At 29.0% G+C, this 24,963-nt stretch carries 21 protein-coding genes; 4 read left to right on the top strand and 17 right to left on the bottom strand.

The window, feature by feature from the left end:
* Window positions 1-16: 16 nt before the first annotated feature.
* Complete coding sequence (locus IC758_RS11690) at window positions 17-358, bottom strand: hypothetical protein (RefSeq protein WP_255612860.1); 342 nt, start codon at window positions 356-358, stop codon at window positions 17-19.
* A 244-nt stretch (window positions 359-602) separates the two neighbouring features.
* On the opposite strand from IC758_RS11690, the gene IC758_RS11695 reads away from it, so the two are divergent.
* Both IC758_RS11695 and IC758_RS11700 read left to right on the top strand, forming a co-directional pair.
* Window positions 603-1,814, top strand: a complete 1,212-nt coding sequence (locus tag IC758_RS11695) for an ROK family transcriptional regulator (RefSeq protein WP_227434857.1) — start codon at window positions 603-605, stop codon at window positions 1,812-1,814.
* A gap of 99 nt (window positions 1,815-1,913) precedes the next feature.
* Window positions 1,914-2,429 (top strand): ferritin, encoded by a 516-nt coding sequence (locus IC758_RS11700; RefSeq protein WP_227482506.1) that lies wholly within the window; start codon window positions 1,914-1,916, stop codon window positions 2,427-2,429.
* 133 nt (window positions 2,430-2,562) lie between these two features.
* Here IC758_RS11700 and IC758_RS11705 read toward each other — a convergent pair whose 3' ends face one another.
* The 7 genes from IC758_RS11705 to IC758_RS11735 form a co-directional block, all read right to left on the bottom strand.
* Window positions 2,563-4,662, bottom strand: coding sequence for an acetate--CoA ligase family protein (locus tag IC758_RS11705; RefSeq protein WP_227855265.1), 2,100 nt, complete (start codon window positions 4,660-4,662; stop codon window positions 2,563-2,565).
* A 124-nt stretch (window positions 4,663-4,786) separates the two neighbouring features.
* Complete coding sequence (locus IC758_RS11710; protein WP_227840925.1) at window positions 4,787-5,326, bottom strand: 2-oxoacid:acceptor oxidoreductase family protein; 540 nt, start codon at window positions 5,324-5,326, stop codon at window positions 4,787-4,789.
* A gap of 2 nt (window positions 5,327-5,328) precedes the next feature.
* Entirely contained in the window at window positions 5,329-6,069 is a 741-nt protein-coding gene (locus tag IC758_RS11715) for a thiamine pyrophosphate-dependent enzyme (RefSeq protein ID WP_227434863.1), read from the bottom strand.
* A gap of 1 nt (window position 6,070) precedes the next feature.
* The gene (gene vorB, locus IC758_RS11720; RefSeq protein ID WP_227482503.1) at window positions 6,071-7,120 is read right to left on the bottom strand and encodes a 3-methyl-2-oxobutanoate dehydrogenase subunit VorB; all 1,050 of its coding nucleotides are present in this window, start codon (window positions 7,118-7,120) and stop codon (window positions 6,071-6,073) included.
* Between the two features lie 16 nt (window positions 7,121-7,136).
* Window positions 7,137-7,355: an indolepyruvate ferredoxin oxidoreductase subunit alpha gene (locus tag IC758_RS11725; RefSeq protein WP_227434869.1), complete on the bottom strand. Its 219-nt coding sequence runs from the start codon at window positions 7,353-7,355 to the stop codon at window positions 7,137-7,139.
* A 32-nt stretch (window positions 7,356-7,387) separates the two neighbouring features.
* Entirely contained in the window at window positions 7,388-8,491 is a 1,104-nt protein-coding gene (gene hisC / locus IC758_RS11730; RefSeq protein ID WP_227835427.1) for a histidinol-phosphate transaminase, read from the bottom strand.
* A gap of 99 nt (window positions 8,492-8,590) precedes the next feature.
* On the bottom strand, window positions 8,591-10,021 hold the full coding sequence (locus IC758_RS11735; protein ID WP_227434873.1) for an MFS transporter: 1,431 nt from the start codon (window positions 10,019-10,021) through the stop codon (window positions 8,591-8,593).
* Window positions 10,022-10,695: 674 nt separating this feature from the next.
* On the opposite strand from IC758_RS11735, the gene IC758_RS11740 reads away from it, so the two are divergent.
* Together IC758_RS11740 and IC758_RS11745 are read left to right on the top strand one after the other, a co-directional pair.
* Window positions 10,696-12,060 carry a sodium:solute symporter family protein gene (locus tag IC758_RS11740; protein ID WP_227860446.1) on the top strand — a complete coding sequence of 455 codons (1,365 nt, stop codon included), beginning with the start codon at window positions 10,696-10,698 and terminating at the stop codon, window positions 12,058-12,060.
* Window positions 12,061-12,083: 23 nt separating this feature from the next.
* Window positions 12,084-12,737, top strand: a complete 654-nt coding sequence (locus IC758_RS11745; RefSeq protein ID WP_227434875.1) for a TetR/AcrR family transcriptional regulator — start codon at window positions 12,084-12,086, stop codon at window positions 12,735-12,737.
* Between the two features lie 120 nt (window positions 12,738-12,857).
* Here the strand turns inward: IC758_RS11745 and IC758_RS11750 are convergent, their stop codons facing one another.
* The 9 genes from IC758_RS11750 to IC758_RS11790 form a co-directional block, all read right to left on the bottom strand.
* A complete protein-coding gene (locus IC758_RS11750; protein ID WP_227434876.1) occupies window positions 12,858-13,640 on the bottom strand; it encodes an alpha/beta hydrolase in 783 nt (260 codons plus the stop codon).
* Between the two features lie 98 nt (window positions 13,641-13,738).
* Complete coding sequence (locus tag IC758_RS11755; protein WP_227434877.1) at window positions 13,739-14,905, bottom strand: AI-2E family transporter; 1,167 nt, start codon at window positions 14,903-14,905, stop codon at window positions 13,739-13,741.
* Between the two features lie 146 nt (window positions 14,906-15,051).
* Window positions 15,052-16,416, bottom strand: coding sequence for an aldehyde dehydrogenase (locus IC758_RS11760; protein ID WP_227434878.1), 1,365 nt, complete (start codon window positions 16,414-16,416; stop codon window positions 15,052-15,054).
* Between the two features lie 207 nt (window positions 16,417-16,623).
* Entirely contained in the window at window positions 16,624-17,163 is a 540-nt protein-coding gene (locus tag IC758_RS11765) for a flavodoxin domain-containing protein (RefSeq protein ID WP_227434879.1), read from the bottom strand.
* 232 nt (window positions 17,164-17,395) lie between these two features.
* Complete coding sequence (hflX, locus tag IC758_RS11770) at window positions 17,396-18,667, bottom strand: GTPase HflX (RefSeq protein ID WP_413927137.1); 1,272 nt, start codon at window positions 18,665-18,667, stop codon at window positions 17,396-17,398.
* Between the two features lie 654 nt (window positions 18,668-19,321).
* Entirely contained in the window at window positions 19,322-21,154 is a 1,833-nt protein-coding gene (locus IC758_RS11775) for an ABC transporter ATP-binding protein (RefSeq protein ID WP_227434881.1), read from the bottom strand.
* Window positions 21,147-23,393, bottom strand: a complete 2,247-nt coding sequence (locus IC758_RS11780) for an ABC transporter ATP-binding protein (protein WP_227830638.1) — start codon at window positions 23,391-23,393, stop codon at window positions 21,147-21,149. Before IC758_RS11780 ends, IC758_RS11775 begins: the two co-directional genes overlap by 8 nt.
* A gap of 67 nt (window positions 23,394-23,460) precedes the next feature.
* Window positions 23,461-23,922, bottom strand: a complete 462-nt coding sequence (locus IC758_RS11785; RefSeq protein ID WP_227434883.1) for a MarR family winged helix-turn-helix transcriptional regulator — start codon at window positions 23,920-23,922, stop codon at window positions 23,461-23,463.
* A gap of 309 nt (window positions 23,923-24,231) precedes the next feature.
* Window positions 24,232-24,798 (bottom strand): beta-class carbonic anhydrase, encoded by a 567-nt coding sequence (locus tag IC758_RS11790; protein WP_227434884.1) that lies wholly within the window; start codon window positions 24,796-24,798, stop codon window positions 24,232-24,234.
* Between the last annotated feature and the right edge of the window lie 165 nt (window positions 24,799-24,963).

A 24,963-nucleotide genomic window follows, 5' to 3' on the forward strand; every position in this document is an offset into this window, starting at 1 on the left:
CTTAAAAATCTGGAATCTAACTTCTTCTATTAATCTCGTCTGTTATTAATGATTTAGAAATATACATTGCTTTTATTATATTTCTAAATCGTTTGTAATTAGTAGTACCCTCTGCAAATTTTGACTGTGCTTTTTCACATTTGCCTATACTTGAAGATACAGGTCGTAGTGCTTCTATTAATTCTTCTTTTGTATATTTATCAATTATATTTTCATCTGTTATTAATGATTTTGAAATATACATTGCTTTTATCCTATTCTTAAGGAGTGAGTGTTGAGAAGTCCCTTCCATAAACTTTAGTTGTGCTTTTTCACATCTTACGATAACTGAAGATACAACTCTTAGTGTTTGTATCAATTCTTCTTTTGTATATTTATCTATAAGTATTTCACCTCAAATCCTAATTTATTATTGTATACCTTAACTTACTCTAATATTTTTTCATACTATTATAACATATTTTTAGTGCTATTCTAATATATAATGTGATATATTCTAATTAATGGTATTTTCGAACTTAATCAAATGTTATTCTATTATAAGGTCATAGTATATATATGAAAATACATAAAAATACTTAACTTTTTTAAGGAGATCTACGATGAGCAACAAACAAGGTTCTAACATAAAAGATGTAAAAATTAAAAATAAGTTAATAATACTGAAACTACTTTCTACAAATACTCCTATGTCTAGAGTTGATTTAGCTAAATCTACAGGTCTTACTAAAATGACTTTATCAAACCTAGTCACTGAACTTATTAATGAAAATATGATTAGAGAGATAGAATCATCAACTTTAAATGCACATTCATCAGGTCGTAAACCTATTTTATTAGATATTTCTAATATCTCGCCTTGTGTTTGTGGCATTTTGATAAGAAGAAATATTTGTAAGGTAATCATTGCAGATTTAAAAGGTAATATTGTCAAACAACTTTTTGAGACTTACCCTAAATATCTGTCAAATGACGTTTTAAAAGATATAATAAAACGAATGTTTTCTAAAATAATGAAAAATAACAAAAGAGATATAATTGGAATTGGGATTTCTTCAATAGGTCCTGTAGATAATATAAATGGTATAATATTAAATCCTCCAGACTTTGGAAACGTATCAAACCTAAACATAGTAAATTTTATAGGAGAAATATCTGATTTACCTATATTTTTGATAAATGATGCTAATGCAGGTGCTTTGGCTGAAAAAATGTATGGTCTAGGTAAAGATATTCCAAATTATATATATCTACATATAATGAATGGAATCGGAGCTGGTTTAGTATTAGAAAATAAACTTCACACTGGTAATTTAGGGCAAAGTGGTGAAATAGGGCATACATCTATTAATTTTAGTGGTCCAGTATGCAGTTGTGGCAATAATGGATGTCTAGACTATTATACAAGTGTGAGTAAGTTAATTAAAAGAATTGAATCGTTAAGTCATATTTATCCAGATTCTCCACTAATTAATTGTAAAGATTTTTCTCTAGTCAAGTTAATAGATGAAGCCAATAACAAGGATAATCTAGGTATGTTTTTACTTGATGAATTTTGTACATATATATCATATGCATTAGTAAATACACTTACCTTAATTGATTGTAGTTCTATAATAATAGGTTATGACTTTAATATTCCTGGTACATTTATAGAAAATACATTATTAAAGAAATTGACTGCTTCAGCAAGTTTTTCTAAATATAAAAAAATAAATGTAAGGCATTCAAATTTTGGAGCAAATGCACCACTAATTGGTTCTGTAGCCATAGTAAGCTATAATTTTTTTAATGGTAGTATAAGTTTTGATTAAATATGTAAAATATTAAAATATTTAATCACTTTTGTTGAATATTTTTCCATTTAATATTATTATATCTTATAAGAGCGTTTAAAATTTGGAGGTATAAAAATGATTTCAGCTAAAATGGAAAAATTACTTAATGAACAGATTAACCATGAATTATATTCTGCATATCTTTACCTTTCTATGTCTTCTTACCTTGAAGCAGAAGGACTTAAAGGATTTTCTAATTGGTTTTATGTTCAATATAAAGAAGAAACAGACCATGCTATGTATTTCTACAAATACTTACATAATGTAGGAGGAAATGTTCAGCTTGATGCTATACCAATGCCAGATGCAGACTTCACTTCTGCAATGGATGTTCTTGAGCGTACATTAGCTCATGAACAAAAAGTTACTGCTTTAATAAACAATCTAGCTGCTGTAGCAAACTCTGAAGCAGACTTTAGAACTTCTCAATTCTTACTTTGGTTTATATCTGAACAAGCAGAAGAAGAGACAACTTGCGAAGACAATATAAAACGTGTTAAACTTGCTGGAGAAGGTGGGTTATTCTTTGTGGACCAAGAATTGGCTACTCGTACATATTCAGCACCAACAAATCCACCTGTAACAATATAAAAATATTACCATTAAAATTTTTAGTATAATAGATAAGGTGTATTAAATGTGGGGTGACTGAAAATCACAATCTATAAATTAGTGTGATTTTCAGTCAGTACTTTAATTATGGTTGAATACCAAAACTTGTTAACTATTTATATTTAACTATTAAGGCGTCTACTACACATACACCTTTTCCTTTAGGATATACGAACACAGGATTTAAATCTATTTCCTTAACCTCATCCTTGTTTTCATAAGCATATTTACCTAATTTAACCATCATATCTGCAAGAGCATCAACATCACAAGGTTCACTACCTCTGTATCCATTTAAAAGCTTAAATGATTTCAACTTCTTAAGCATCATTATAGCTTCATCATGATTTATAGGCAAAGGATATAAAGTAGTATCTTTAAATACTTCTACAAATACTCCACCTAAACCAACCAATAACATTGGTCCAAACTGGTCATCATTAGTTATACCAATAATTATTTCTATTCCACTTTCAACCATTTCTTGAACCAATATACCATCAATCTTGGCATTTGGCTTTGCTTCTTTTACGTTAGTTAAAATCTCATTATATGCGTTTACTGCCTCTTCTCTATTATTAATTCCTACTTTGACTCCTCCAACATCAGACTTGTGTAATATCTCTGAAGAGTTTATTTTTAGGACAACAGGATAGTTTATATAATTTAAAATTTCATCCAATTCATCAATACTTTTTGCAATACCTTGACCTGGCACTGGTACTCCATATTTCTTCATTTCAATTTTACTGTCTAATTCCGATAAAGCTACTACATTATTTGAGTTTCTTTTCTTAACAGCTTCAAATTCTAAAGTTCTCTTTGAATAATCATAATCTACAAATTTAGCCATTTTATTGAAACAAGTAAATGTAGTCCCAACTGATGACATTATAGGTACTTGGCTGTTTTCTAACCTAGCCCTATAATTCAGATATCTATTTCCTTCAAGTGTAGGAACTGCAAATACAGGTTTCTTTAATCCCTGCTCTCTAGCTTCGCTTACAGCTTGACAAAGAGTCTCATGCATTTCATTTTCTTCATCTCTTATATTTGCACCTATCATAGTAAATCCAACACTATCATCTTTATCAAATGTGTGTAATAATCCTACTATCATATCTTTTTCATGGAATAGTGCAGTCGTAGCATCCAATGGATTTTTAGGTGTTGCAAATCCTGGAAGATATTTTTTCATCTCTTCTTTAGTTTCAGCAGATATTTCTGCAAGTTCTACGCAATTTTCTTCTGCTAAATCTGCACAAATAGTATTTTCTCCGCCTGAGAAGTTTATTGCTGCAAAATTAGAATTTTTAGGTAAATTACCCTCTAAGACACTAAAAGCCTGAGCTAAACTCATAAATTGTTCTAAATTCTCTACAGAAATTACTCCATACTTTTCAAAAATACTTTCAAAAGCTTTACTTGAACCAGCTAAGTTTCCTGTATGGGAAGCAGCTGATATAGCTCCTTTTTCTGACCTTCCTGACTTCAAGATTATTACTGGTTTTCTTTTTTGAGCTGCTTTTTTTAGTGCATTTATAAATTTTTGAGGATTTTTTAGTCCCTCAAGATAAATAGCTATTACTGATGCATAATTATCATCTACAAGAAAGTCTACTGCATCTTCTAGTGTAACTATATTTCCATTTCCTGTTGAAAAACCATAAGATATATTAAAATAATCACTTGAAACAATTTCTGCAGTTATAAATCCACTTTGCCCTACAATTCCTATCCCTGGTTTTTTAGTATCCAAATCCCACTTAGAACCACCAGCCCATAGATTAACTTTATCTATACAGTTTAGTAATCCCATACAGTTTGGACCTAATATTTTCATATCATATGTATTAGATATTTCTATAAGTTGATTTTCTAAATCTACTCCATCTTCTGTTCCTTCTTCTGCAAATCCACTAGCATATACCACTGCCGTCTTTGTTCCTAATTCTCCAGAATCCTTTAATACAGATGGAACTACATTTCTAGGTGTGCATACTACCACACAGTCTACAACTTCTGGAACTTCTTGTATTGTCTTATAACATTTTCTGCCAAATAACTCTTCTCTTTTTGGATTTACATAATATACTCTATCTGTATCTTTACTTTTTACTATGCTAAGTGCAGCACTTCTACCAAAACCAAGTTTATCAGTAACTCCTACTATAGCAATACTCTTTGGTCTAATAAGTTTTTCCAAACTCATAAATTCACTCTCCTATATGTTTATAGTTGTGATTTTAAGTAAATTCCATCTCAAGATAAAGCTTCTCTTGGCACTTAAGATTTGCTAAATCTTGAGATGAATCACTTAAGATAAGGGTAATTTATTAAATGGCGTTATTATAGCCTTCCATGAATGCTGCTTCATTTTGAACATTAAATTTGCCTTTTCCTTTTTCCTCAAAGAAATCACACATAGTTTTTATAGCTAATTCTTTCTCAAATAATCCTGTTTTTGCAATCAATGCTCCAAGAACTACTACATTTGCGGCTTTTGGATTGTTTGCCTTTTGAGCTAATTCCTGACAATTTATTTTAACTACATTTACATCTTCTCTTAATACTATATTTTCATCTATAGCAGACGTATTAATAACTACTGTTCCTCCTTCTTTTACTAAATTTATATAATCTAAGGATGGCTTATTCATTGCTACTAAAACATCTATTTCTTCCATATCAGGTCCACCTATACTCTCATCAGAAAACTTAACCACACTATATGCTTTTCCACCTCTCATAGTTGGACCATATGCTGGCATCCAAGTAACTTGTTTTCCTAATTCAAGTGCTGATTCAGCCACAATTAAACCTAAAGTTAAGACTCCTTGACCACCAAATCCTGCAAATACTAACTCTTTTTCCATAACTATTCACCATCCCTTTGCTTAAATTCGCCAAGAGTATAATATGGCACTATTTCTTCTTCAATCCACTGGATAGATTTTTCTAATGATACACCCCAGTTAGTTGGGCAAGGTGCTAATATTTCAACCAATGAATATCCCTCTCCATTCAATTGAGCTTCTATAGCATTTTTTATATATTTTTTTAGATTAATTATTTCTTTTGGACTATGAACTGAACCTCTTGCTACATAGGCTACATCAAAGTAATTTGCCACCATTTCAGGAACTTTTAATGGACTACCAGTAGTTTTTATATCTCTTCCATTTACACTTGTTGTTGTAACTTGACCTGGCATAGTAGTCCATGACATTTGACCACCAGTCATTGCAAAGTTATTGTTATTTATTACAAACACAGTTATATTATGATTTCTATATGCAGTATTTAATGTTTCAGAAAGACCTATAACATATGCATCTCCATCACCTTGATAAGTCATAACTAACATATCTGGTCGTGCTACTTTTACTCCTATAGCTGTAGATGAAGCTCTACCATGTGCGGTTTGCATCTTATCTCCATTCCAGCTAAAATTCATATTACAAACACAGCCAACGCCTAAAGTTAATACATGATTTTTTTCATATCCATTTTCTTCTATCACTTCTGCTATTATACGGTTTACTATTCCATGACCACAACCTGGGCAAAATTTATTTGGTATTGAAACAATGCTAGGTGTTAATCTATCTGTAGCCATATTAGAACACCTCCTTAATTTCGCCAGATTTTATTTTGCTGTAAGTGTCCATTACTTGTAATGTTTTTGGTATATGATTTCCACTAAATAATCCATAAACAGGTACATTTTCTTTGCATATTTTCTTTGAAGCTAATGCAACATCCTCTACTAACTGCCCTGTATCAGTTGACTCTACTGAGATAAATCCTTTTACATCTTTATTTACCTTTTCAAATGCTTTATATGGGAAAGGCCACACTGTTATTGGTCTTATTATTCCAACTTTTTCGCCTTGTTCTCTAAGTCTTCTAACCGCATTCATAGTTGTTCTTGATGGTATACCGAACGCTACAAACACATATTCTGCATCTTCAACTTGATAATCTTCCCATTGTTGTTCATTTTCAGTTATTTTCATACGCTTTTCCATACAAAAAGCTGGTTTTTGGTTATCTGGAACTTTTGCATGGTCTCTATTGCTTCCATCATAAGTCCAACCTAAGTCTTCTTCTCTTTTCTTAAATTCAGGAAACTCTACTGGTTCCATCATTTGACCTAAAGCTGCTTCTGTCAAAATTTCAACAGGCACTCTATATTTCTCCGCTACATCAAATGAGTTATACATTAAATCTACAGTTTCTTGAATACTATTTGGTGCATAAACTATTAGATGATAATCTCCATTTCCTCCCCCTCTAGTGTCTCTTAGGTAGTCTGTTTGTGCTGAATCTAGTGAACCAAGACCAGGTCCCCATCTTTGCACATTTACAATTACACAAGGATAATGATTTGCACATAAATATGAGATTCCTTCTTGTTTTAAAGATATTCCTGGTCCTGAAGAACTTGTCATAGACCTCATTCCACTTGCATATGCTCCATATACCATATATATAGCAGCCATTTCATTTTCAGATTGTATAAAAGTTCTTCCAAGTTCAGACATTCTATGTGATAAAAATTCCATTACCTCTGTTTGTGGTGTAATTGGATATCCTGCATAAAACTCACAACCACCTCTTAGAGCTGCTTCTGCAATGGCGTGATTCCCCTTCCACATTTTTTTCATATTCTCCCAACTCCTTTTAAGCCTCTTGACATGCTTCTTCTTTAATTATTTCAAATACATTATCTGGACATACTTGATAGCAGATTCCACAAAGTATGCATTTGCTTTCATCGACTTCTACATGAGTATATCCTTCTGTGTTTATATTATCGGATATTTTTAATGCTCCTTTTTTACAAGATATAACGCAGTATTCACAACTTTTACATCTCTCTGCGTTTATTTTTAAACTCATAGTTACACCCCATTTCGTAATATTTCTATCTATTAGCCAATACTTGGCTCTTCCTTAAGATTTAATATTTCTTTTAAAACTGCTACAAATTTCTTGTTTTCTTCCATAGTTCCAATACTTACACGTGCATGTGTAGCATTTGGTCTTATTACAAAACCTCTTTGTTTTAAGTCTTCAAATAGCTTAGGTATATCTGTTTTCATATCTACATAAAGGAAGTTTGATTGTGAATCTACAACATCAAATCCCATTTTTGTGAACTCGTCTTTGAAATAATCCATTCCAACTCTATTTAACTCATATGTCTCCTTTATAAATTCATCATCATCAAGTGCTGCTGTTGCTCCACTTATCGCAACACGATTAGCAGAGAAAGGTTCTTTTACGGTAAATAAAGTTCTTATTATCTCATCTTTAGCAATACCATACCCTACTCTAAGTCCTGCAAGACCATATATTTTAGAGAAAGTTCTTGTCACTATAACATTGTAATTTTCTCTTACATATTTAAGCCCATCCACATAATTAGGTACTGTTAAAAATTCTATATATGCTTCATCTAATATAGTTATAATATTTTCAGGGACTTTCTTTAAAAATTCTTCCAATTCTTTATCATCTACAATTGTTCCTGTTGGATTATTAGGATTACATACACATATTAACTTTGTTTTATCTGTAATCTTATCTAATATACCTTGTAAATCATACTTATAATCCTCTGTTAAAGGTACCTCTACTGGTATTCCTTCATTTTTAACAGTTGCTGTTCTATAAGACGGGAATGTTGGGTCACAGTATATAACTTCATCCCCTCTATTTATAAAAGCTTCACCTATTAGCGTGATAACGTTATCTGCTCCATTAGCAACAATGAAATTTTCTGCTTTTAGATTCAATTTTTCAGCTAATTTTCTTCTAAGTTCATTAGCTTCTGGCTCTGGATAAAGTTGACCTTGTTTTAACATTTCAATCATAGCTTCCATTGCTTTTGGTGATGGTCCTAGAGGATTTTCATTTGAAGCTAGTTTTATTATTTCTTTTACACCATATTTTTCTTTTACTTTTTCTATTGGTTCACCTGGAACATATTGATGTAATTCTTTTACTGTATTTCTCAATAATTTTTCTATCATTTTTAAAAGCCCCCTCTGTATATGTATTTTCATTTATATAAACGCTATTGCGTCTACTTACTCTCACAACTAAACTAAGTCATTTACTCAAATTTTTTATTAAGCGTTTCTTTGATTTAATTCTTCTCTTATTTGATTTAATTTTTTATCACTTACTGGATATAAGATTGCTATAACAACAGCTATTATTAAAGGTATTGCCATAGAGTAAGAAATCATATTTATAAAACCTGTTTTAACTGCTGCTGTAACTACCATATCAGCTTGATATCCCATTGAATTCATTAAAATTGTTCTTATAGTAGTCGCAAGTAATACACCTACTTGTATTGCAACTGGATATAGTGACATACTTAAACCTGGTAAATCTTTTCCTGATTTCCAATGTCCATAATCACAAGAACCAGCAAAGAAGTTAAGATTTATTATTGATACTACATTTGAGAAACCTCCACCAATTGCCAATAACATAGTTACACCTAAAGTTGTTCTCCCCCAAGGAGTCCATGCAACTAACAAGTGACATAATGCACATATAGAGAAAGAAATTATTGAAGCTAATTTTTGTTCTTTACAAATTCTTATAAATACTGGTGCGAAAAACATAAAGCCTACACTTACCAAAGGCATTATTGCTAAAAATACTGCTAATCCACGTTCATCTTCTATTACATACTTAAAGTAATAAGGAGCTAAAGGTCCTAAACCTATAGATCTTATGCATATAAGAAACTCTAAACAGAATGCCATCATAAGTGGTACATTAGTAAATAAAGCTTTTAGCATTTCACTTGCTTTAATTTTTGGTTTTTCTTCTTTTTGAAGTACTTCAGCTTCTGCTCCAGACTTTATTATCTCTGTTGAAGAAAACCAAAATACTAGAAGACATCCTACTGCAAAGAATAGATAAGTACCTAAATAACCCATTCCTTCTCCACCTAGTACATCTGCAAATAAAACTAATAATAACGGATATGAAAAACCTACTAAAAATTTTCCAACTTCTTTGAATATATTTGTAGTAGTCGAACCTATAACTCTGTCTCTAGGTGTTTTAGTAACCACAGGGTAAATAGCATAGATTATAGTGAAAACTACTTGCTGAGCACAAGATGCTATTAACAATAATGCTGTCATTAAAGGTAAAAGCAATGTTGGGCTTATTTTCATTAATGGAACTATGAAAAATACTCCATATGTTAGTGCTAATGCTGCTGGTGTATATCTAAGCCAAGGATAATATTTTCCTTTTTTAAATGGTTGTTTGTCAAATACAGTCCCTGTTATCGGAGCCACAGCCATCTTTATGAAAGATTGTATTATTTGCATACCACCTGCCATAATTACCCCAAGCTTTGCTACATCAGTTAAAAATATGTTTGTTACTGTTGATACAAAGTAGCCTATAAAATTATATGCCAAATTTATAGAACCTGAGTAAGTGTATACTGCTCTCTTTTTAGGGTCTCTCATATCATCTCTAAAGTTTGATATAAGGTTTCCTTTTGGTTTGCTTTCTTGACTACTCACATCTACCCCTCCTTAATATAATTTATTCTTTATTTATTTTTATTCACGTATAATAATTTGAATTTCAAATCCAACTCTACACTTTCTATGATTCGAACCAAATTTTTATATGTGTATAATTTTAATTTAATTATATTCTTAAAATTCATAATTGTCAAACACTTTTTGGTTTTATTTTTTCATTACTTAAATGAACTAAAAAGGCATTTATACTTAATTTAAATCGTTATTTTTATTAATATATCCATATAAAGTGTCACCAAAGCATACATTCTAAATTATTTTATCAAAATTTTACTTATTTTAAATTATTATAAATTTATTCAAGAATAATTTTTATCTTCTTTTTATATACTACAATCAGATATTAAAAATATTTTTTCACCCTTTAAATTCCTTTTATTTTTATACATGTACTATTGATTTTAAAATAAAAGCATGTTACAATTACAAAAAAGAATATATCAAGTAAACGTTTATTATAATCTTTAATTTCAGAATTTTCAATTTTCTTATTTTATCTAACTTTTACATAACATCATATGTTAAATTATTGTAGCTACACTAATCCAAAGCCAGTTAAAGTCAATATTGTCTTACTTTTATATAAAATATATTTTATAAATATATTTTATAAATTTTATTTAAAAAATATTATATAAGGAGAAAAAATTATGTTACTTTTAATTGCTACATGTGCAGTGTACATATGGATTGGCTTTTATTTTTCTAAAAAAGTTAAAACAGCATCCGATTTCCTAATTGCGGGTAGAAATCTTCCTTTACCCATACTTGCCGCAACTATTGCTGCTACGTCTTTTGGAGGAGGATGTTTGGTTGGTGGAGTTCAATGGGGAGCTGAAAGAGGACTATGGGTTGGTATGTACTCTACTATAGGTGCGGCTTTAGCTTGTTTTGTAAATGCGTTTTTTGCAGGAAAATTAAGAAGCTTATCATGTGATATAACACCTGCTGACTATATTGAAACTAGATATGGTCATAGTATATTCTTAAGAGCTTATCAATGTCTTGTAACACCAATATCAATATTAGCTATTATGGGCAGTCAACTAATATCTTTTGGTTCTGTATCTACTGCATTTGGTATCCCTTATGATATAGCTGTAATTGTAGGAGTCATAGTAATCATTATATATACTTATGCATCAGGAATGTGGGGAGTTGCAGTATCAGCATTTATCCAACTTGCTATTTGTGTAGTATTTTTGCCAATAGTAGCTTATATAAGCTTAAAATTAGTTGGCGACAATCCTTTACTTATGTTACAATCAATGGTAAAAGAACCATTCTTCCCAGGAAATAAGTCGCTTAGTGATTTTATGTATACAGTTTTACCATTGGTTTTAGGCTCAATATTTTCTTATGAAAGTTTTTTGAGATACCAATGTGCTGATAATGCTAAAAATGCAGTTAAAAGCAGTGTTATTGCAGGATTTATACTATTATTTCTTGCTTTCCCTATAGGCATAATTGGAGCTATTGGTGGTAGTTTATTTCCAAACATATCATCTGTTCAGGTTTTACCTCAAATGATATCAACAACTCTACCTCCTTTAGTTTCTGTATTATTCTTAGCTGCTATATTAGCTGCCATAATGTCTACTGCTGACTCATTAATGACCTCAATGAGTGCCATAATATCGAGAGATATTTATAATAAATTATTACATCCTAATATAGAGTTTAATGATTTAAAAAATACTCTTAAATACTCTCAAATCGTCTCAGCTTTAACAGCTATAATAGGAGCAATTATAGCACTCAAGTTTGACAGTTTATTAGAACTATTATTTTGGCCAGCACCATTATGTACAGGTGTGATATTTGCACCATTTGTCATTGGTCTTTCCTGGAAAGGTGCTACAAAAAAAGGAGCTATCTGTGCTGTCATAGTAAGTGCAATATTAGCATTTTTAAATATCATTGGCCTCCTTACTGTCTTTGACAGAATTTTAGTACCTATAATAGGTGGTTCGGTTACGATATTTATAGTTAGTAAATTTTCAAAAAAAGATTGAAAAGAAAGGTATACACAGTAAATATGTCAAAATCAGAAAAAGGTAAGGAAACAAAAGCTAGTATTATAAGTGCTGCTAGAGAATTATTTTTTGAACAAGGTTATCACAAGACAACCACTAGGCAAATTGCAGAAAGAGCCAATATAAATTTAGGCTTAATAAGTTATTATTTCTCAAGTAAAAGTGAAATAGGAGCTATAATATATGAAGATATAAGGGATGAAATGCAATCTTTAATCTATAATTATCATGAAGAAGGTACAATGATGATGTTCTTTCTTGCTATGAATGCTGACCTTTGTTTTCTTTTAAAAAATGAAGCGTATAGAAACTTTTATTTGGATATAGCTTATGAGGAAGCTATTTTAAGCTATCAACGAAGTGTAACTGAAATGGTCATGAAAAGATATGTTAATGAAAAAGAATCTATAGAACATGACGAATTGATACTTTCCTGTATTGGTATACTCGCTATGAAACCTGAGATAATTAGGGTCTATACTTCACATAAATATGATATATCTTATCAATCTGTAATAAAATATTTTACAAAACAGTTTCTAATTAACCTTGGTCACAGCACTGATTTATGCGAAGATATTTTAGAAGAATTGAGTAAATACTATATAGATATAGTTGATAATTTTACGCCAATAATAACTCGCATAAGAACTTAATAAAATTTTATTGAACTTTTAGAGACTGAAATTTTGAAATCATAATTGTATTTTAATATTTCAGTCTTTATTACGTTTAAAAATACTTTATAATATTTTGCTCTAATGACAATAAAATGCTTATCCAATTGCATCTATAAATTTCTTTATCCATAAATCCCATAGACGCCATTCATGACCACCAACACACTCTTCATATACAATATCAACATCTAAAGATTCTGCATATTTTTTAAAGGTTTGATTATTCTTATATAAAAAATCCCTATCACCACAAAATTGATAAATTTTAGGAATATCTTTATTACTCTCTTTAAGATTCTTAAGTATGTAAAGTAAATCATTCTCACTATTTCTAGCATCTTCTGGTTTCCCAAAGTCATGGAATAGAATATCAGCATTTGTTTCTATTTGCTGATTTTCCAACTCATGAATCATATCAGGTGAACCAGAAAAACTTGCTACTGCTGAAAATTCATTTGGTTTTGAAAGTGCTAATTTTAAAGCGCCATACCCTCCCATAGACATTCCAGCTACAAAATTATCTTCTCTCTTATCTGATAAAGGAAATATAGCTCTAACAAATCTAGGTAACTCTTCACTTACAAAGGTGAAATATTTATGTCCATATAACATATCTGTGTAAAAACTAGTTTCTACCCTTGGTATTACTAAAGCTATATTTTTGCTTTTGGCATAATGTTCTACATTAGTGTATCTAATCCATGAACTTTGGTCATCTTCTAGCCCATGAAATAAGTACAATGTTTTAAACTTACCTTCAAAGTCATATATCTCTTTGCCAGTAAATAGTTCTTTTCCATTTGCTATAGGTAAAACTACGATTATATCAGTCTCTCCTCCTGTATATTTTGATTTAAATTTACATTCTATAAATGCCACAAAAAACACCTCTTCTATAATGAATTTATTATCTAAAAAACACCAAGATTTTAATTGTCTCAGTGCTTTAAATATTTTATTAATTTATATATTTTTAACTACATATAATCAGAAGTATCTGTTGGTAATCCTTTTTTATCTAATTTACCCTCAATAATATCTTTAATTATAGAATAAATTACTGCAAATAGAGGAACTCCTATTACCATTCCAACAAAGCCTAATAATTTACCTGCAACCAACAATGAGAATAAAATCCAAAATGCAGATATCCCAATTGAGTCTCCAAGTATTTTAGGTCCTATAATATTTCCATCTATTTGTTGTATTATTAATATAATTAACAATAACCATAGTGCTTGTATTGGAGAAACAAACATTACTATTATTGTAGATGGTATTGCTCCAAACAGTGGTCCAAAGAATGGAATAATATTTGTAATACCAATTATTACTGATATTAATAATGTATATGGCATTTTTACCACTGTAAGTATTACAAATGTTAAAATACCTATAATAAATGAATCTAGTATCTTACCACCTAAAAATCTACCAAATGTATAGTTACTTCTGTGAGTTAATTCTAGAATTTTAGCAGCTTGTGTTTCTGTAAAAAGTGCATAAGTTATTTTTTTACTTAATCCATAGAATTTTTCTTTATCAATTAGCAAATATACTGAAACAATCAATCCTAGTACAATATTCCATATACTAGAAGCTATATCCTTCAACATATTTCCTAATATTGGTATTAAATCTGTTACAAATTTTATAATGTATGTGACAAATTCATTCCATTTATCTACTGCTAAATTAAAGTATTGTTCATCAAGATTTAAATCAGTCATTAATTTATCAAGAAGCTTAGTTGCGTTGTTTACATACATAGGTATATCATTTGCTAATCCAACAATACTCTCAATTACTTGAGGTAATACGAATTGCATAAATAAGTAAAGTATCAATGCAGCTGTTGCATATGTTAATAAAAGACCCAATCCTCTTTTTGATTTTTGTTTTAGGTTTTTTAATTTTTCACTTTTGATAAAAAGTCTTTCTTCATAAAATTTCAAAATAAAATTCAGAAGATATGCAATAGCAAACCCTATTATAAATGGCTGTAATGTTGTAAACATAATATCTAAATTGTTAGAGAATACATCAATTTGTGATGATATAAGATAGAATATAATACTACAAGCAGATATTATAAACGTATAAATTGCTATTGTCGTGTACTTTGTATTCCAATTAATTTTCATTTTTTCCTCCTTATTTCTATATAATTAAATTTTATCACAAAATTACTACTTTTATAACAAATATGCCAAATTAAAATTTTTAATTTGATAAAATATAATCAAAATATATATTTTTAATTTGATTTGTATTTTTTCTACAATATAGTTTACATCATTTTTTTAAGAATTTTAATTAATTTATCATTATATGGTGCATATCTAATAGGAATATCTAAATTTAATTTTTTCAATACACTTTTGTAATGCGTAAATGTATCAAATCCTGCTTTACCATGATATGAACCCATACCACTTTCACCAATACCTCCAAATGGTAAGTAGTTGGTAGCTATATGGATAATTGTATCATTTACACAACACCCTCCTGCTGGAATCATTTCTAAAACTTTATTTTCCAAATACTTATCTTTTGTAAATATATAAAGAGCTAGTGGATTTGGTCTTTGTATAATTTCTTGCAAAATTTCGTCTAAGTTTTTGTATGTCAAAACAGGAAATACTGGTCCAAATATTTCCTCCTTCATTATATCATCATCCCAACTAGCATCATCTATTATAGTTGGCTCTATTTTTAATGTATGGTTATTATAATTACCACCATATACTACCTTTTCCATATCAATAAGGGATATTATACGCTTAAAATGCTTTTCATTTATAATTTTAGGAAATTGCTCATTATCACATGGATTCTCTCCAAAATACTGTTCAATATAATATTTTATTTTCTCTATTAACTCATCTTTTTTATTCTCATGTACTAAAATATAATCTGGTGCTACACAAGTTTGTCCTGCATTTATTAGTTTTCCCCATGTCAATCTTTTTGCAGCAAGATTTATATCTGCATCTTCTAGTATAATACAAGGACTTTTTCCTCCTAGTTCCAAAGTTATAGGAGTTAAATACTTTGATGCTGCTTTCATAATTACTTTACCTACCGCAGTGCTTCCTGTAAAAAATATATAATCGAATTTTTCTAAAAGTACTTTTTCGCTTTCTTCTTGGTCACCTTGAACTACTGCAATATATTCTTTTGAAAATATACTTTCAAGTATGTCTTTGATTATATGTGAAGTTGATACAGAGTACTCAGAAAGTTTTATTATTGCACAATTGCCTGCTGCTAATGACCAAACCAATGGTATAAGAGCTAGTTGAAATGGATAATTCCAAGGTGACATTATAAGTGTAACACCATAAGGTTGAGGAACAACCTTAGATATAGATGGAAAATTGACCATACTTGAACGAACTCTTTTTGTTTTGCTCCATTTTTTTATATTTTTTATAGCAAAATTCAACTCACTATATAAAATACCTACTTCTGTCATAAATCCTTCAAAATTTGATTTATTTAAATCCTGTTTTAATGCCACAAGTATTTTATCTTCATTTTTTAATATAACTGACTTTAGCTTTTTTAACTGCTCTAAACGAAATGATACATCTCTTGTTTTACCTGTATTATAGTATTCCCTTTGCATCATTACTATCTTATTTATATCCACTATTTAACCCCCCCTCTTTAAGAATTAGACTACTCTATTTTTAAAACAAATTGTTTAAATTTCTATTAATATAATTTTTATACAATAATAAATTCATATCAATATAACATAAATTTACAAATAAAAAAAGCCCCCCTTTTAGATACAGGAGAACTAATAAAAAAATTGTATTTTTAAGAATTAATTACTCTATAAATTACAATATAGTTATAAGCTTGTGTTTTGAAGTTTATCCACATAATCAAGTATAGGATTTAGATACTTTTTATCACACCAATCAAAATCTTCTCCTAATAATAAAGGAGCTTCTATTGGATTAAAACCTTGACGTTGTTTTTTAGCTATTGACTTTTTAAGAAAACTACAAAGAGTGGTATCAAGCCATGACATTTTTGTTTCATTCCATTCGCCACGGCAGTAAAAACAAGGAATATTATTCAACTTATCCTTAAAATTAACTTCTCTCAGTTTTCTTATTACTGAATCATCATATGGAGATGCTCCTACACCAAAAACAACTAGATTTTTACCTGCTAATTTCTCATAGTGCTTTTTAAAAAAAGAAATTCCTGCTATATTACAAGCATAAAGACCTCCACCTAAAATAATTGTATCGTAATCTATAATCTTTTCTAGATTAACATCCTTAATTTCAAAAATATCACAAGCTAATGATTCTGAAAGCCATTTAGCATATTTTTTTGTTGAACCATACTTACTTTTATAAATTATCACTATATTTTTCATGTTAATTATCTCCTTAATCTTGATAATAACTATAATTAGTAACTAGTTACTTTATATTATAGTAATTAATTACTTTTGTGTCAATAATCTTATTTTTTATCATATATAATGAAGCGGTATAGCTTAGATAACTATACCGCTTTATACAAATTATAATTTATAATAATTTTACAACTTAACTCCAAACTAACTACTTTAAATAAATTCTAGATTACAATACCTTTTAAAAAGTTTATTCTAAAACATACTTTTTATACTTGTTATATTCTATATTACTACATTCTACATCTAAAAGAGTTCCCTCTTCCATATATTCTGTATTTATGACACTTGTATTATTATTAAAATAAGAAGCTACATTTCCTTCACTGTATGGAATCAAAAACTTACATCTTATATAATCTTTAAATATGCTATCACAAATGCATTTTACCATTTTGTCTATATTTATATTTTTTTTGGCTGAAACAAATATACCTTCCTTGCCTATATCATCTACAATATCATTTAATAATTCTTCATCAACTAAATCAATTTTATTGTAAATATTTATTATAGGGATATCATTTGCGCCAATTTGATTTAAAGTATCTACTGTTACTTTAATATGATTTTTATAGCTTGGATTTGAAACGTCAATAACATGTAATAACACATCTGCTTCGCACACTTCTTCTAATGTCGACCTAAATGCTTTTACTAAATCATGTGGTAGATTACTTACAAATCCAACTGTATCAGACAATAAAAATTCTTTATTATCTTGAAGAACTATGCTTCTAATAGAAGTTTCTAATGTCGCAAATAACATGTTTTTTTCAAATACTTTCTTTTCTTCAGAGTTTTTAAATATATCAACTAATTCATTCATTATTGAAGATTTTCCGGCATTTGTATATCCAACTAAAGCTACATTTGGAAGATTAGATTTTTTTCTCATATTTCTTTGAGTTTCTCGTTGGAATTTTAAATCATCTAATTCCCTATTTAGAGAAGTTATCTTTTCTTCTATTCTTCTACGGTCGAGCTCTAATTTCTTTTCACCAGAACCTCTATTTTTAGTACCTACTCCTCCACTTTGACGCCCTAAATTTTCATTTGAGCCTATAAGTCTTGGTAACATATATCTTAAACTTGCTACTTCCACTTGAAGCTTGGCTTCTCTAGTTTTTGCCCTTTGTGCAAATATATCAAGTATCAATGCTGTTCTATCTATAATTTCACAGTTTAATTTTTCTTCAAGGTTTTTAAGTTGTGATGTAGAAAGCTCATTATAAAACACAACTATATCTGCTTTTTCTTGCTTTATTATATTTAATAATTCTTCAACTTTACCTATACCAATATAATATGCTCTATTAACCTGCTTTGCATTTTGAGTTATACTTCCTACAACATCAATATTGCATGCAGAGCATAAGTTTTCAAGCTCAATCATTAGTTCGTTGAAATCCTCAGATTTACTATTTATGTTTAGTCCTACTATTATTCCTTTTTTTGCCATATCCATATTCTCCTTATATACTATTTTTTATTTAATATATAGCACGAGATTATGGCTCTATAATTAAATTCATTAAGAATTTGCTTGTTTAATTTTATCCTTAAATGATACTTCTAATTTAATATTATAATAACCATAATCGTGCGTTATTTTCTTAATCTTATATAAAAAATCACTTTAAAACACCTCTCCTCAATTATATTATGTAGTTTTTTCAATAAAAAAACTCCTTATAAATCTAAGTAATACAAAACAATCTACTTACATTATAAGAAGGATTAAAATTCTAAATATATATTAAAAATATGTCAATTTAATTGACTCATATGTGATTATTATATTATATTTAACCCAATTCTTAAATTTAAGTAGTTTTTTACACAACTAATAAAAGTAACTAAAGTAGATAACTTTACATAATTGTTAACTATTAAAATTAAATTTTATTATTAATAAAATTTAAAGAATACGATTAAATATACATTTTGATAATCACCTCCAACATTTTCCTTATTATATATTATAACAAAATACATAACTTTGTAAATACATAAAAAAATAGATAAGATTATATCTTACAAAATATAATCTTATCTAAATAGTTTATTCTATATTTCTCTTACAACGATACTCATATTTTAAAGTAAATTCTTACTACATTGCTTCATCTTCTTCAAATTGAGAATTGTAAAGATTAGCATAGAATCCACCTTTCTTTAGAAGTTCCTCATGGTTTCCTTGTTCAACTATATCTCCTTCATTCATAACAAGAATCATGTCAGCATCACGTATAGTTGATAATCTATGTGCTATAACAAAGCTTGTTCTACCTTCCATAAGATTATCCATAGCTTTTTGAATTAATACTTCTGTTCTAGTATCAACAGAACTTGTAGCTTCATCCAATATTAAGATTTTAGGGTCTGCTAAAATGGCACGAGCTATAGTCAATAATTGTTTTTGACCTTGAGAAACATTGCTTGCTTCTTCATTTAATTTCATGTTGTATCCATCTGGCAATGTTTTGATAAATCTATGAACATGTGCAGATTTAGCTGCTTCTATAACTTCTTCATCTGTAGCATTTAGTTTACCATATCTTATATTTTCCATAATTGAGCCACTAAATAACCATGTATCTTGAAGAACCATACCAAACATTTCTCTAAGCTCACTACGATTGAAATCTTTAATATTATGACCATCAATTAGTATTGAACCACTATTAACATCATAAAATCTCATTAAAAGCTTAACTATAGTAGTTTTACCTGCTCCTGTAGGTCCAACAATAGCAACTTTTTGACCAGGTTTAACATTTACTGAGAAATCATTTATTATAGTCTTATTTGAATTATATCCAAAATTAACATTTTCAAAATCAATCTTACCTTCTAAACCATCTATTGAAACTGCATTTTCAACAACTTGGTCTTCTTCTTCCTCTTCTAAGAACTCAAATACTCTTTCAGAAGCTGCTGCTGTTGACTGTAGTAAGTTAGCAACCTGTGCAATCTGAGTCATTGGTTGTGTAAAGTTTCTTACATATTGTATAAATGACTGTATATCTCCAACCTCAATTGTTTTCTTAATTGCAAGCCAACCTCCTAAGATTGATACCATTACATAGCCTAAGTTTCCAATAAACATCATAAGTGGTTGCATTATCCCAGATAAAAATTGAGATTTCCATGCTGAATTATACAAACTATCATTTAATTTATCAAATTCATTAATTGCTTCTTCTTCACGATTAAATGCTTTTACTATTGTTTGACCACTATAAGTTTCCTCAACTTGACCATTTACATTCCCTAAATATTCTTGTTGGGATCTAAAGTATTTTTGTGATTTCTTTACTATTCTTGAAATTACAAACATTGATATTGGTAATATTAAAATTGCCACTAATGTCATAATACCACTTATAGATAACATCATTATCAAAACACCTATCATAGTTGTTACTGATGTTATAAGTTGTGTCATACTTTGATTTAAACTTTGGTTTAGAGTATCTATATCATTTGTAATTCTTGATAGTATTTCACCATGTGTTTTAGTGTCAAAATACTTCATTGGCAATCTATCCAATTTTACTGAAATCTCTTGTCTTAAATTATAAGATACTTTTTGAGAAATTCCACTCATTATGAATCCTTGTATAAAAGAGAATAGTGCACTTACCAAGTAAAGGCAAAGTAATAATGCTAAAATTTTTCCAATTGCGTCAAAATCTATACCTACATTGCCTCCAGAGACTTTGCTCACTAATCCTTCAAATATCTTTGTAGTCGCCTTACCTAAAATTTTTGGACCTACTATAGAAAACGATGCACTACCAATAGCAAATACAATTACCAAAATTATTGATATTTTAAATTTAGATAAGTATGCAATTAGTTTTCGCATGGTTCCTTTAAAGTCATTTGCTTTTTGTCCTGCTCCTATAGATTTTCCCATAGGACCTTTTCCCATTCTACTCATTAGCTAGCTCCTCCTTTGAAAGTTGTGATAAAGCTATTTGCTCATAAACTTCGCAATTTTTTAGAAGCTCTTTATGTGTTCCTATTCCAACTATTTTTCCTTCATTTAAAACAACTATTTGTTCTGCATGCAAGATGGTACTAATTCTTTGTGCAACTATTAATACTGTACTTTCAGCAGTTTTTGATTTTAAAGCTTTACGAAGAGCTGCATCAGTTTTTAAGTCAAGAGCCGAAAAACTATCATCAAATATATAAACTTCTGGATTTTTTGCTATTGCTCTTGCAATAGAAAGTCTTTGTTTTTGACCTCCAGAGACATTTGTTCCACCTTGAGAAATTTCAGTTTTAAAAGCTTCTGGTTTAGAATCAATGAATTCTGTAGCTTGAGCTATTTCAGCTGCAGCTCTCATTTCTTCATCTGTTGCGTCTTTTCTGCCATATTTCAAGTTGGATTCTATGGTACCAGAGAACAATATTCCTTTTTGAGGTACATATCCAATTTTTTCTCTTAAATCATGTTGAACAACATCTTTTATATTAACTCCACCAAGTAATATTTCTCCCTCAGTAACATCAAAGAAACGAGGAATTAAATTTATAAGAGTCGACTTACCACTACCAGTACTTCCTATAAATGCAGTTGTTTCTCCTGGTTTTGCTGTAAAGGATATATCTGTCAATATAGCTTCTTCTGCATCTGGATACATGAATGAAACATTTTTAAATTCAACAAGACCTTTTTTATCTTCTTTAAATTCTTGTACTTTTGATTTTTCTGGGTCTTTGATACTTATATCTGATACCAACACTTCATCTATACGTGTAGCTGAAACAGATGCTCTTGGAAGCATAATAGATATCATTGATATCATCAAGAATGACATTATTATCTGCATTGTATATTGTATAAATGCCATCATATCTCCAACTTGCATTGCTCCAGAATCAACACTATATGCACCTCTCCAAACTATAAGAACTGTAATAAGGTTCATTATAAGCATCATAGCAGGCATCATACATGTCATAACTCTATTTACAAAAAGATTTGTTTTAGTTAAATTTTTATTTGCTTCATCGAATCTTTTTTCTTCATGTTTTTCAGTACTAAAAGCTCTTATAACTGGAATACCTGTAATTATCTCACGGCTTACTAAGTTTAACTTATCGACAAGCTTTTGAACCAATTTAAACTTAGGCATAACAACTGAGAATAATACAATTATTAAAGATAAAATGGCTACTACTGCAACTGCTATAATCCAAGCCATTGAAGTATTAGTATTTAAAACTTTTATTATTCCACCTATAGCCATTATTGGAGCATAAAAAACTATTCTAAGTAGCATAACCATCAACATTTGTATCTGTTGAATATCATTTGTACTACGAGTGATTAATGATGCTGTAGAAAACTCATTCATTTCACTATTTGAAAATGACATAACTTTTCTAAAAACTCCACTTCTTAAATTTCTTCCTACGCTTGCTGCTACTCTTGCTGCTAAAAATCCAACTGTAATTGTAGCTATCATACTAATCATAGCTATACCAAGCATTTTTGCACCAGTAAGTAATATATAATTATTTTGCATATTTTCTGTATCAATACCTATGTTTTCATATTCTGCTTTTACATATGATACTGAACTTTGTGTTATCATACTTTCTGGCATACTTTCAAAGCTTTTGCTCATCTCTTTAGTTAATTTGTCTAATTGTTCTGTTGGCATCATTGATAACACTTTAAATATATCAACTTCTTCACCTTGAGTCCCTTGTGTAGGAAGTTGACTCATTATCTGAGATTTCATTGCTTTTACTTCCTTACTGTCCCCCTCAAGCCCTGATACAATTAAAATAGATTTACCAAAAATAGTATTTAACTCATCTATAGTATCCTTGTTTTTAGTATTTAACTCATAAAGAGATTCGTCTTTTAAATTTGGATACTTCTCTTTATACTTGCTGTAATCTTCCTTATTCAATAAAGTATAATTGTCTAATATTTTATCCTTATTATCTTTATCCATAAACAAAGTAATCTTATCTAATTCACTTTTTCTAATTATAGATGGAACAGAGTTTTCTACTCCACCTTGCTGTATCCCTATATTTACTATATTAGATGTATATTTTGGTAAAGAAAGGTCACATACTGCTTGAACTACCAATAAGCATACTATTATTACTATTGATAAGGCTGACTTCTTTAAATATTTAATTAATTTAAACATACACTTCTTCCCTTCTGTAATATTAATTAGTCTGATAGCATTAAATTGAAAAACATTGTTTTAAACTTTAGAAATATTTTTCATGCTCATGTTTATGACATCCTGCTTTTAAATTGTCTCTAACTTGCATTAGAAGTCTTCTAAGTACTATTTTTTCTTCTTCACTAAATCCTAAAAAGATTTCTCTTTCTAATTCTTTGTTAAATTCCTCAACTTTCTTACATACTTCTAGGCCTTTATCTGTTAAAAAAATTCTAGAAATTCTTTGGTCCTTTTCATCTTGTTTTCTTTCTACAAGCCCAGTTTTTTCCATTCTTTTTATCATAACTGTCGTTGTAGATGCTTTTACTTTTCTTTTATCTGCTAATTCTTTTTGACTTTGACCATTTTTCATCCTAAGAGAAAAAAGTATTTGTGGCTGACCCTGGTACAAGCCTAATTTATCAAAATAAAAATGAGTTCTTATAAAATATATTCGCATCAATTGCAAGAAAACATCATTTAATTTTTCTTCAGAATTGCTATTCATACTTACCCTCCTTATTTTTATATTACTTAGTCGGCTAATGATTATTTTACTATAACAGCTATCTTTTTTCAATATATTTATAAAAAATTCATATAAATTTCATTTATTAAATATTTTTCTATTGATTAGTTATGATTTTAATAGCTAATAATAAGTTTTTTAATTAGCTAACTACTTATATTTTTCATTAAAACCTTAAGATAAACCTTTTCATAAATTTATCAATTAAAAAAGGTTGTTTCAAAATAAAATAAATTTTGAAACAACCTCTTATTTAATAATATATTACTTATATACTATAAAAATATATTATTTATCCTCATATCCATTTACAACAACATCTATTTTTCCAGTTTCTGGCGATATAATCAACCCATGCACAACAATTCCCTCTGGAATTAAAGGATGATTTTTTATTAAATTAATACTATCTTTTACAGAATCCTCTGCTGAATCAAATCCATGTAACCATTGTTTTGTATCAATTCCTGCACTACGAAGTGTAAGTATTACATCATTTGATATTCCTCTATCTAAGATTTTATTTAGTAATTTATCCGTATCCACATTGCACATACCACATCCATGATGTCCTACAACCATAACTTCATCCACATCAAATTCATAAATTGCAACTAAAATACTTCTCATGATACTTCCAAATGGATGCATTATAGTAGCACCTGCATTTTTTATCAGTTTAACATCTCCATTTTTAAGATTCATGGCTTTAGGTAAAAGTTCAGTTAATCTTGTATCCATACATGATAGGACTACTATTTTTTTATTTGGATGTTTTGAGGTTGCATACTGTTCATATTCTTTATTTTTTACAAATGATTTATTGTACTCTAATATCTCTTCAAGTCTTCGCATATGTAATCTCACTCTCTATAAAAATTTTTTATATTATTATATCACTATTGGACTACAATATATACATATATAATTTAATTTATATTTATCATCTATTTTTATAAAATTATTATTTTTCCATAATTTCACATATTAGTTATATTAGTAAAGACTCTTATAATAATC

Source organism: Clostridioides sp. ES-W-0016-02, from assembly GCF_020641035.1.
In the GTDB taxonomy this organism is placed as follows: Bacteria; Bacillota; Clostridia; order Peptostreptococcales; family Peptostreptococcaceae; genus Clostridioides.

What these genes read in the sequence shown, in the direction of transcription:
- IC758_RS11695 (WP_227434857.1), top strand. Translation starts at nt 603, where the DNA reads ATGAGCAACAAACAAGGTTCTAACATAAAAGATGTAAAAATTAAAAAT.
- IC758_RS11700 (WP_227482506.1), top strand. Translation starts at nt 1,914, where the DNA reads ATGATTTCAGCTAAAATGGAAAAATTACTTAATGAACAGATTAACCAT.
- IC758_RS11705 (WP_227855265.1), bottom strand. Translation starts at nt 4,662, where the DNA reads ATGAGTTTGGAAAAACTTATTAGACCAAAGAGTATTGCTATAGTAGGA.
- IC758_RS11710 (WP_227840925.1), bottom strand. Translation starts at nt 5,326, where the DNA reads ATGGAAAAAGAGTTAGTATTTGCAGGATTTGGTGGTCAAGGAGTCTTA.
- IC758_RS11715 (WP_227434863.1), bottom strand. Translation starts at nt 6,069, where the DNA reads ATGGCTACAGATAGATTAACACCTAGCATTGTTTCAATACCAAATAAA.
- vorB (WP_227482503.1), bottom strand. Translation starts at nt 7,120, where the DNA reads ATGAAAAAAATGTGGAAGGGGAATCACGCCATTGCAGAAGCAGCTCTA.
- IC758_RS11725 (WP_227434869.1), bottom strand. Translation starts at nt 7,355, where the DNA reads ATGAGTTTAAAAATAAACGCAGAGAGATGTAAAAGTTGTGAATACTGC.
- hisC (WP_227835427.1), bottom strand. Translation starts at nt 8,491, where the DNA reads ATGATAGAAAAATTATTGAGAAATACAGTAAAAGAATTACATCAATAT.
- IC758_RS11740 (WP_227860446.1), top strand. Translation starts at nt 10,696, where the DNA reads ATGTTACTTTTAATTGCTACATGTGCAGTGTACATATGGATTGGCTTT.
- IC758_RS11745 (WP_227434875.1), top strand. Translation starts at nt 12,084, where the DNA reads ATGTCAAAATCAGAAAAAGGTAAGGAAACAAAAGCTAGTATTATAAGT.
- IC758_RS11755 (WP_227434877.1), bottom strand. Translation starts at nt 14,905, where the DNA reads ATGAAAATTAATTGGAATACAAAGTACACGACAATAGCAATTTATACG.
- IC758_RS11765 (WP_227434879.1), bottom strand. Translation starts at nt 17,163, where the DNA reads ATGAAAAATATAGTGATAATTTATAAAAGTAAGTATGGTTCAACAAAA.
- hflX (WP_413927137.1), bottom strand. Translation starts at nt 18,667, where the DNA reads ATGGCAAAAAAAGGAATAATAGTAGGACTAAACATAAATAGTAAATCT.
- IC758_RS11775 (WP_227434881.1), bottom strand. Translation starts at nt 21,154, where the DNA reads ATGAGTAGAATGGGAAAAGGTCCTATGGGAAAATCTATAGGAGCAGGA.
- IC758_RS11780 (WP_227830638.1), bottom strand. Translation starts at nt 23,393, where the DNA reads ATGTTTAAATTAATTAAATATTTAAAGAAGTCAGCCTTATCAATAGTA.
- IC758_RS11785 (WP_227434883.1), bottom strand. Translation starts at nt 23,922, where the DNA reads ATGAATAGCAATTCTGAAGAAAAATTAAATGATGTTTTCTTGCAATTG.
- IC758_RS11790 (WP_227434884.1), bottom strand. Translation starts at nt 24,798, where the DNA reads ATGCGAAGACTTGAAGAGATATTAGAGTACAATAAATCATTTGTAAAA.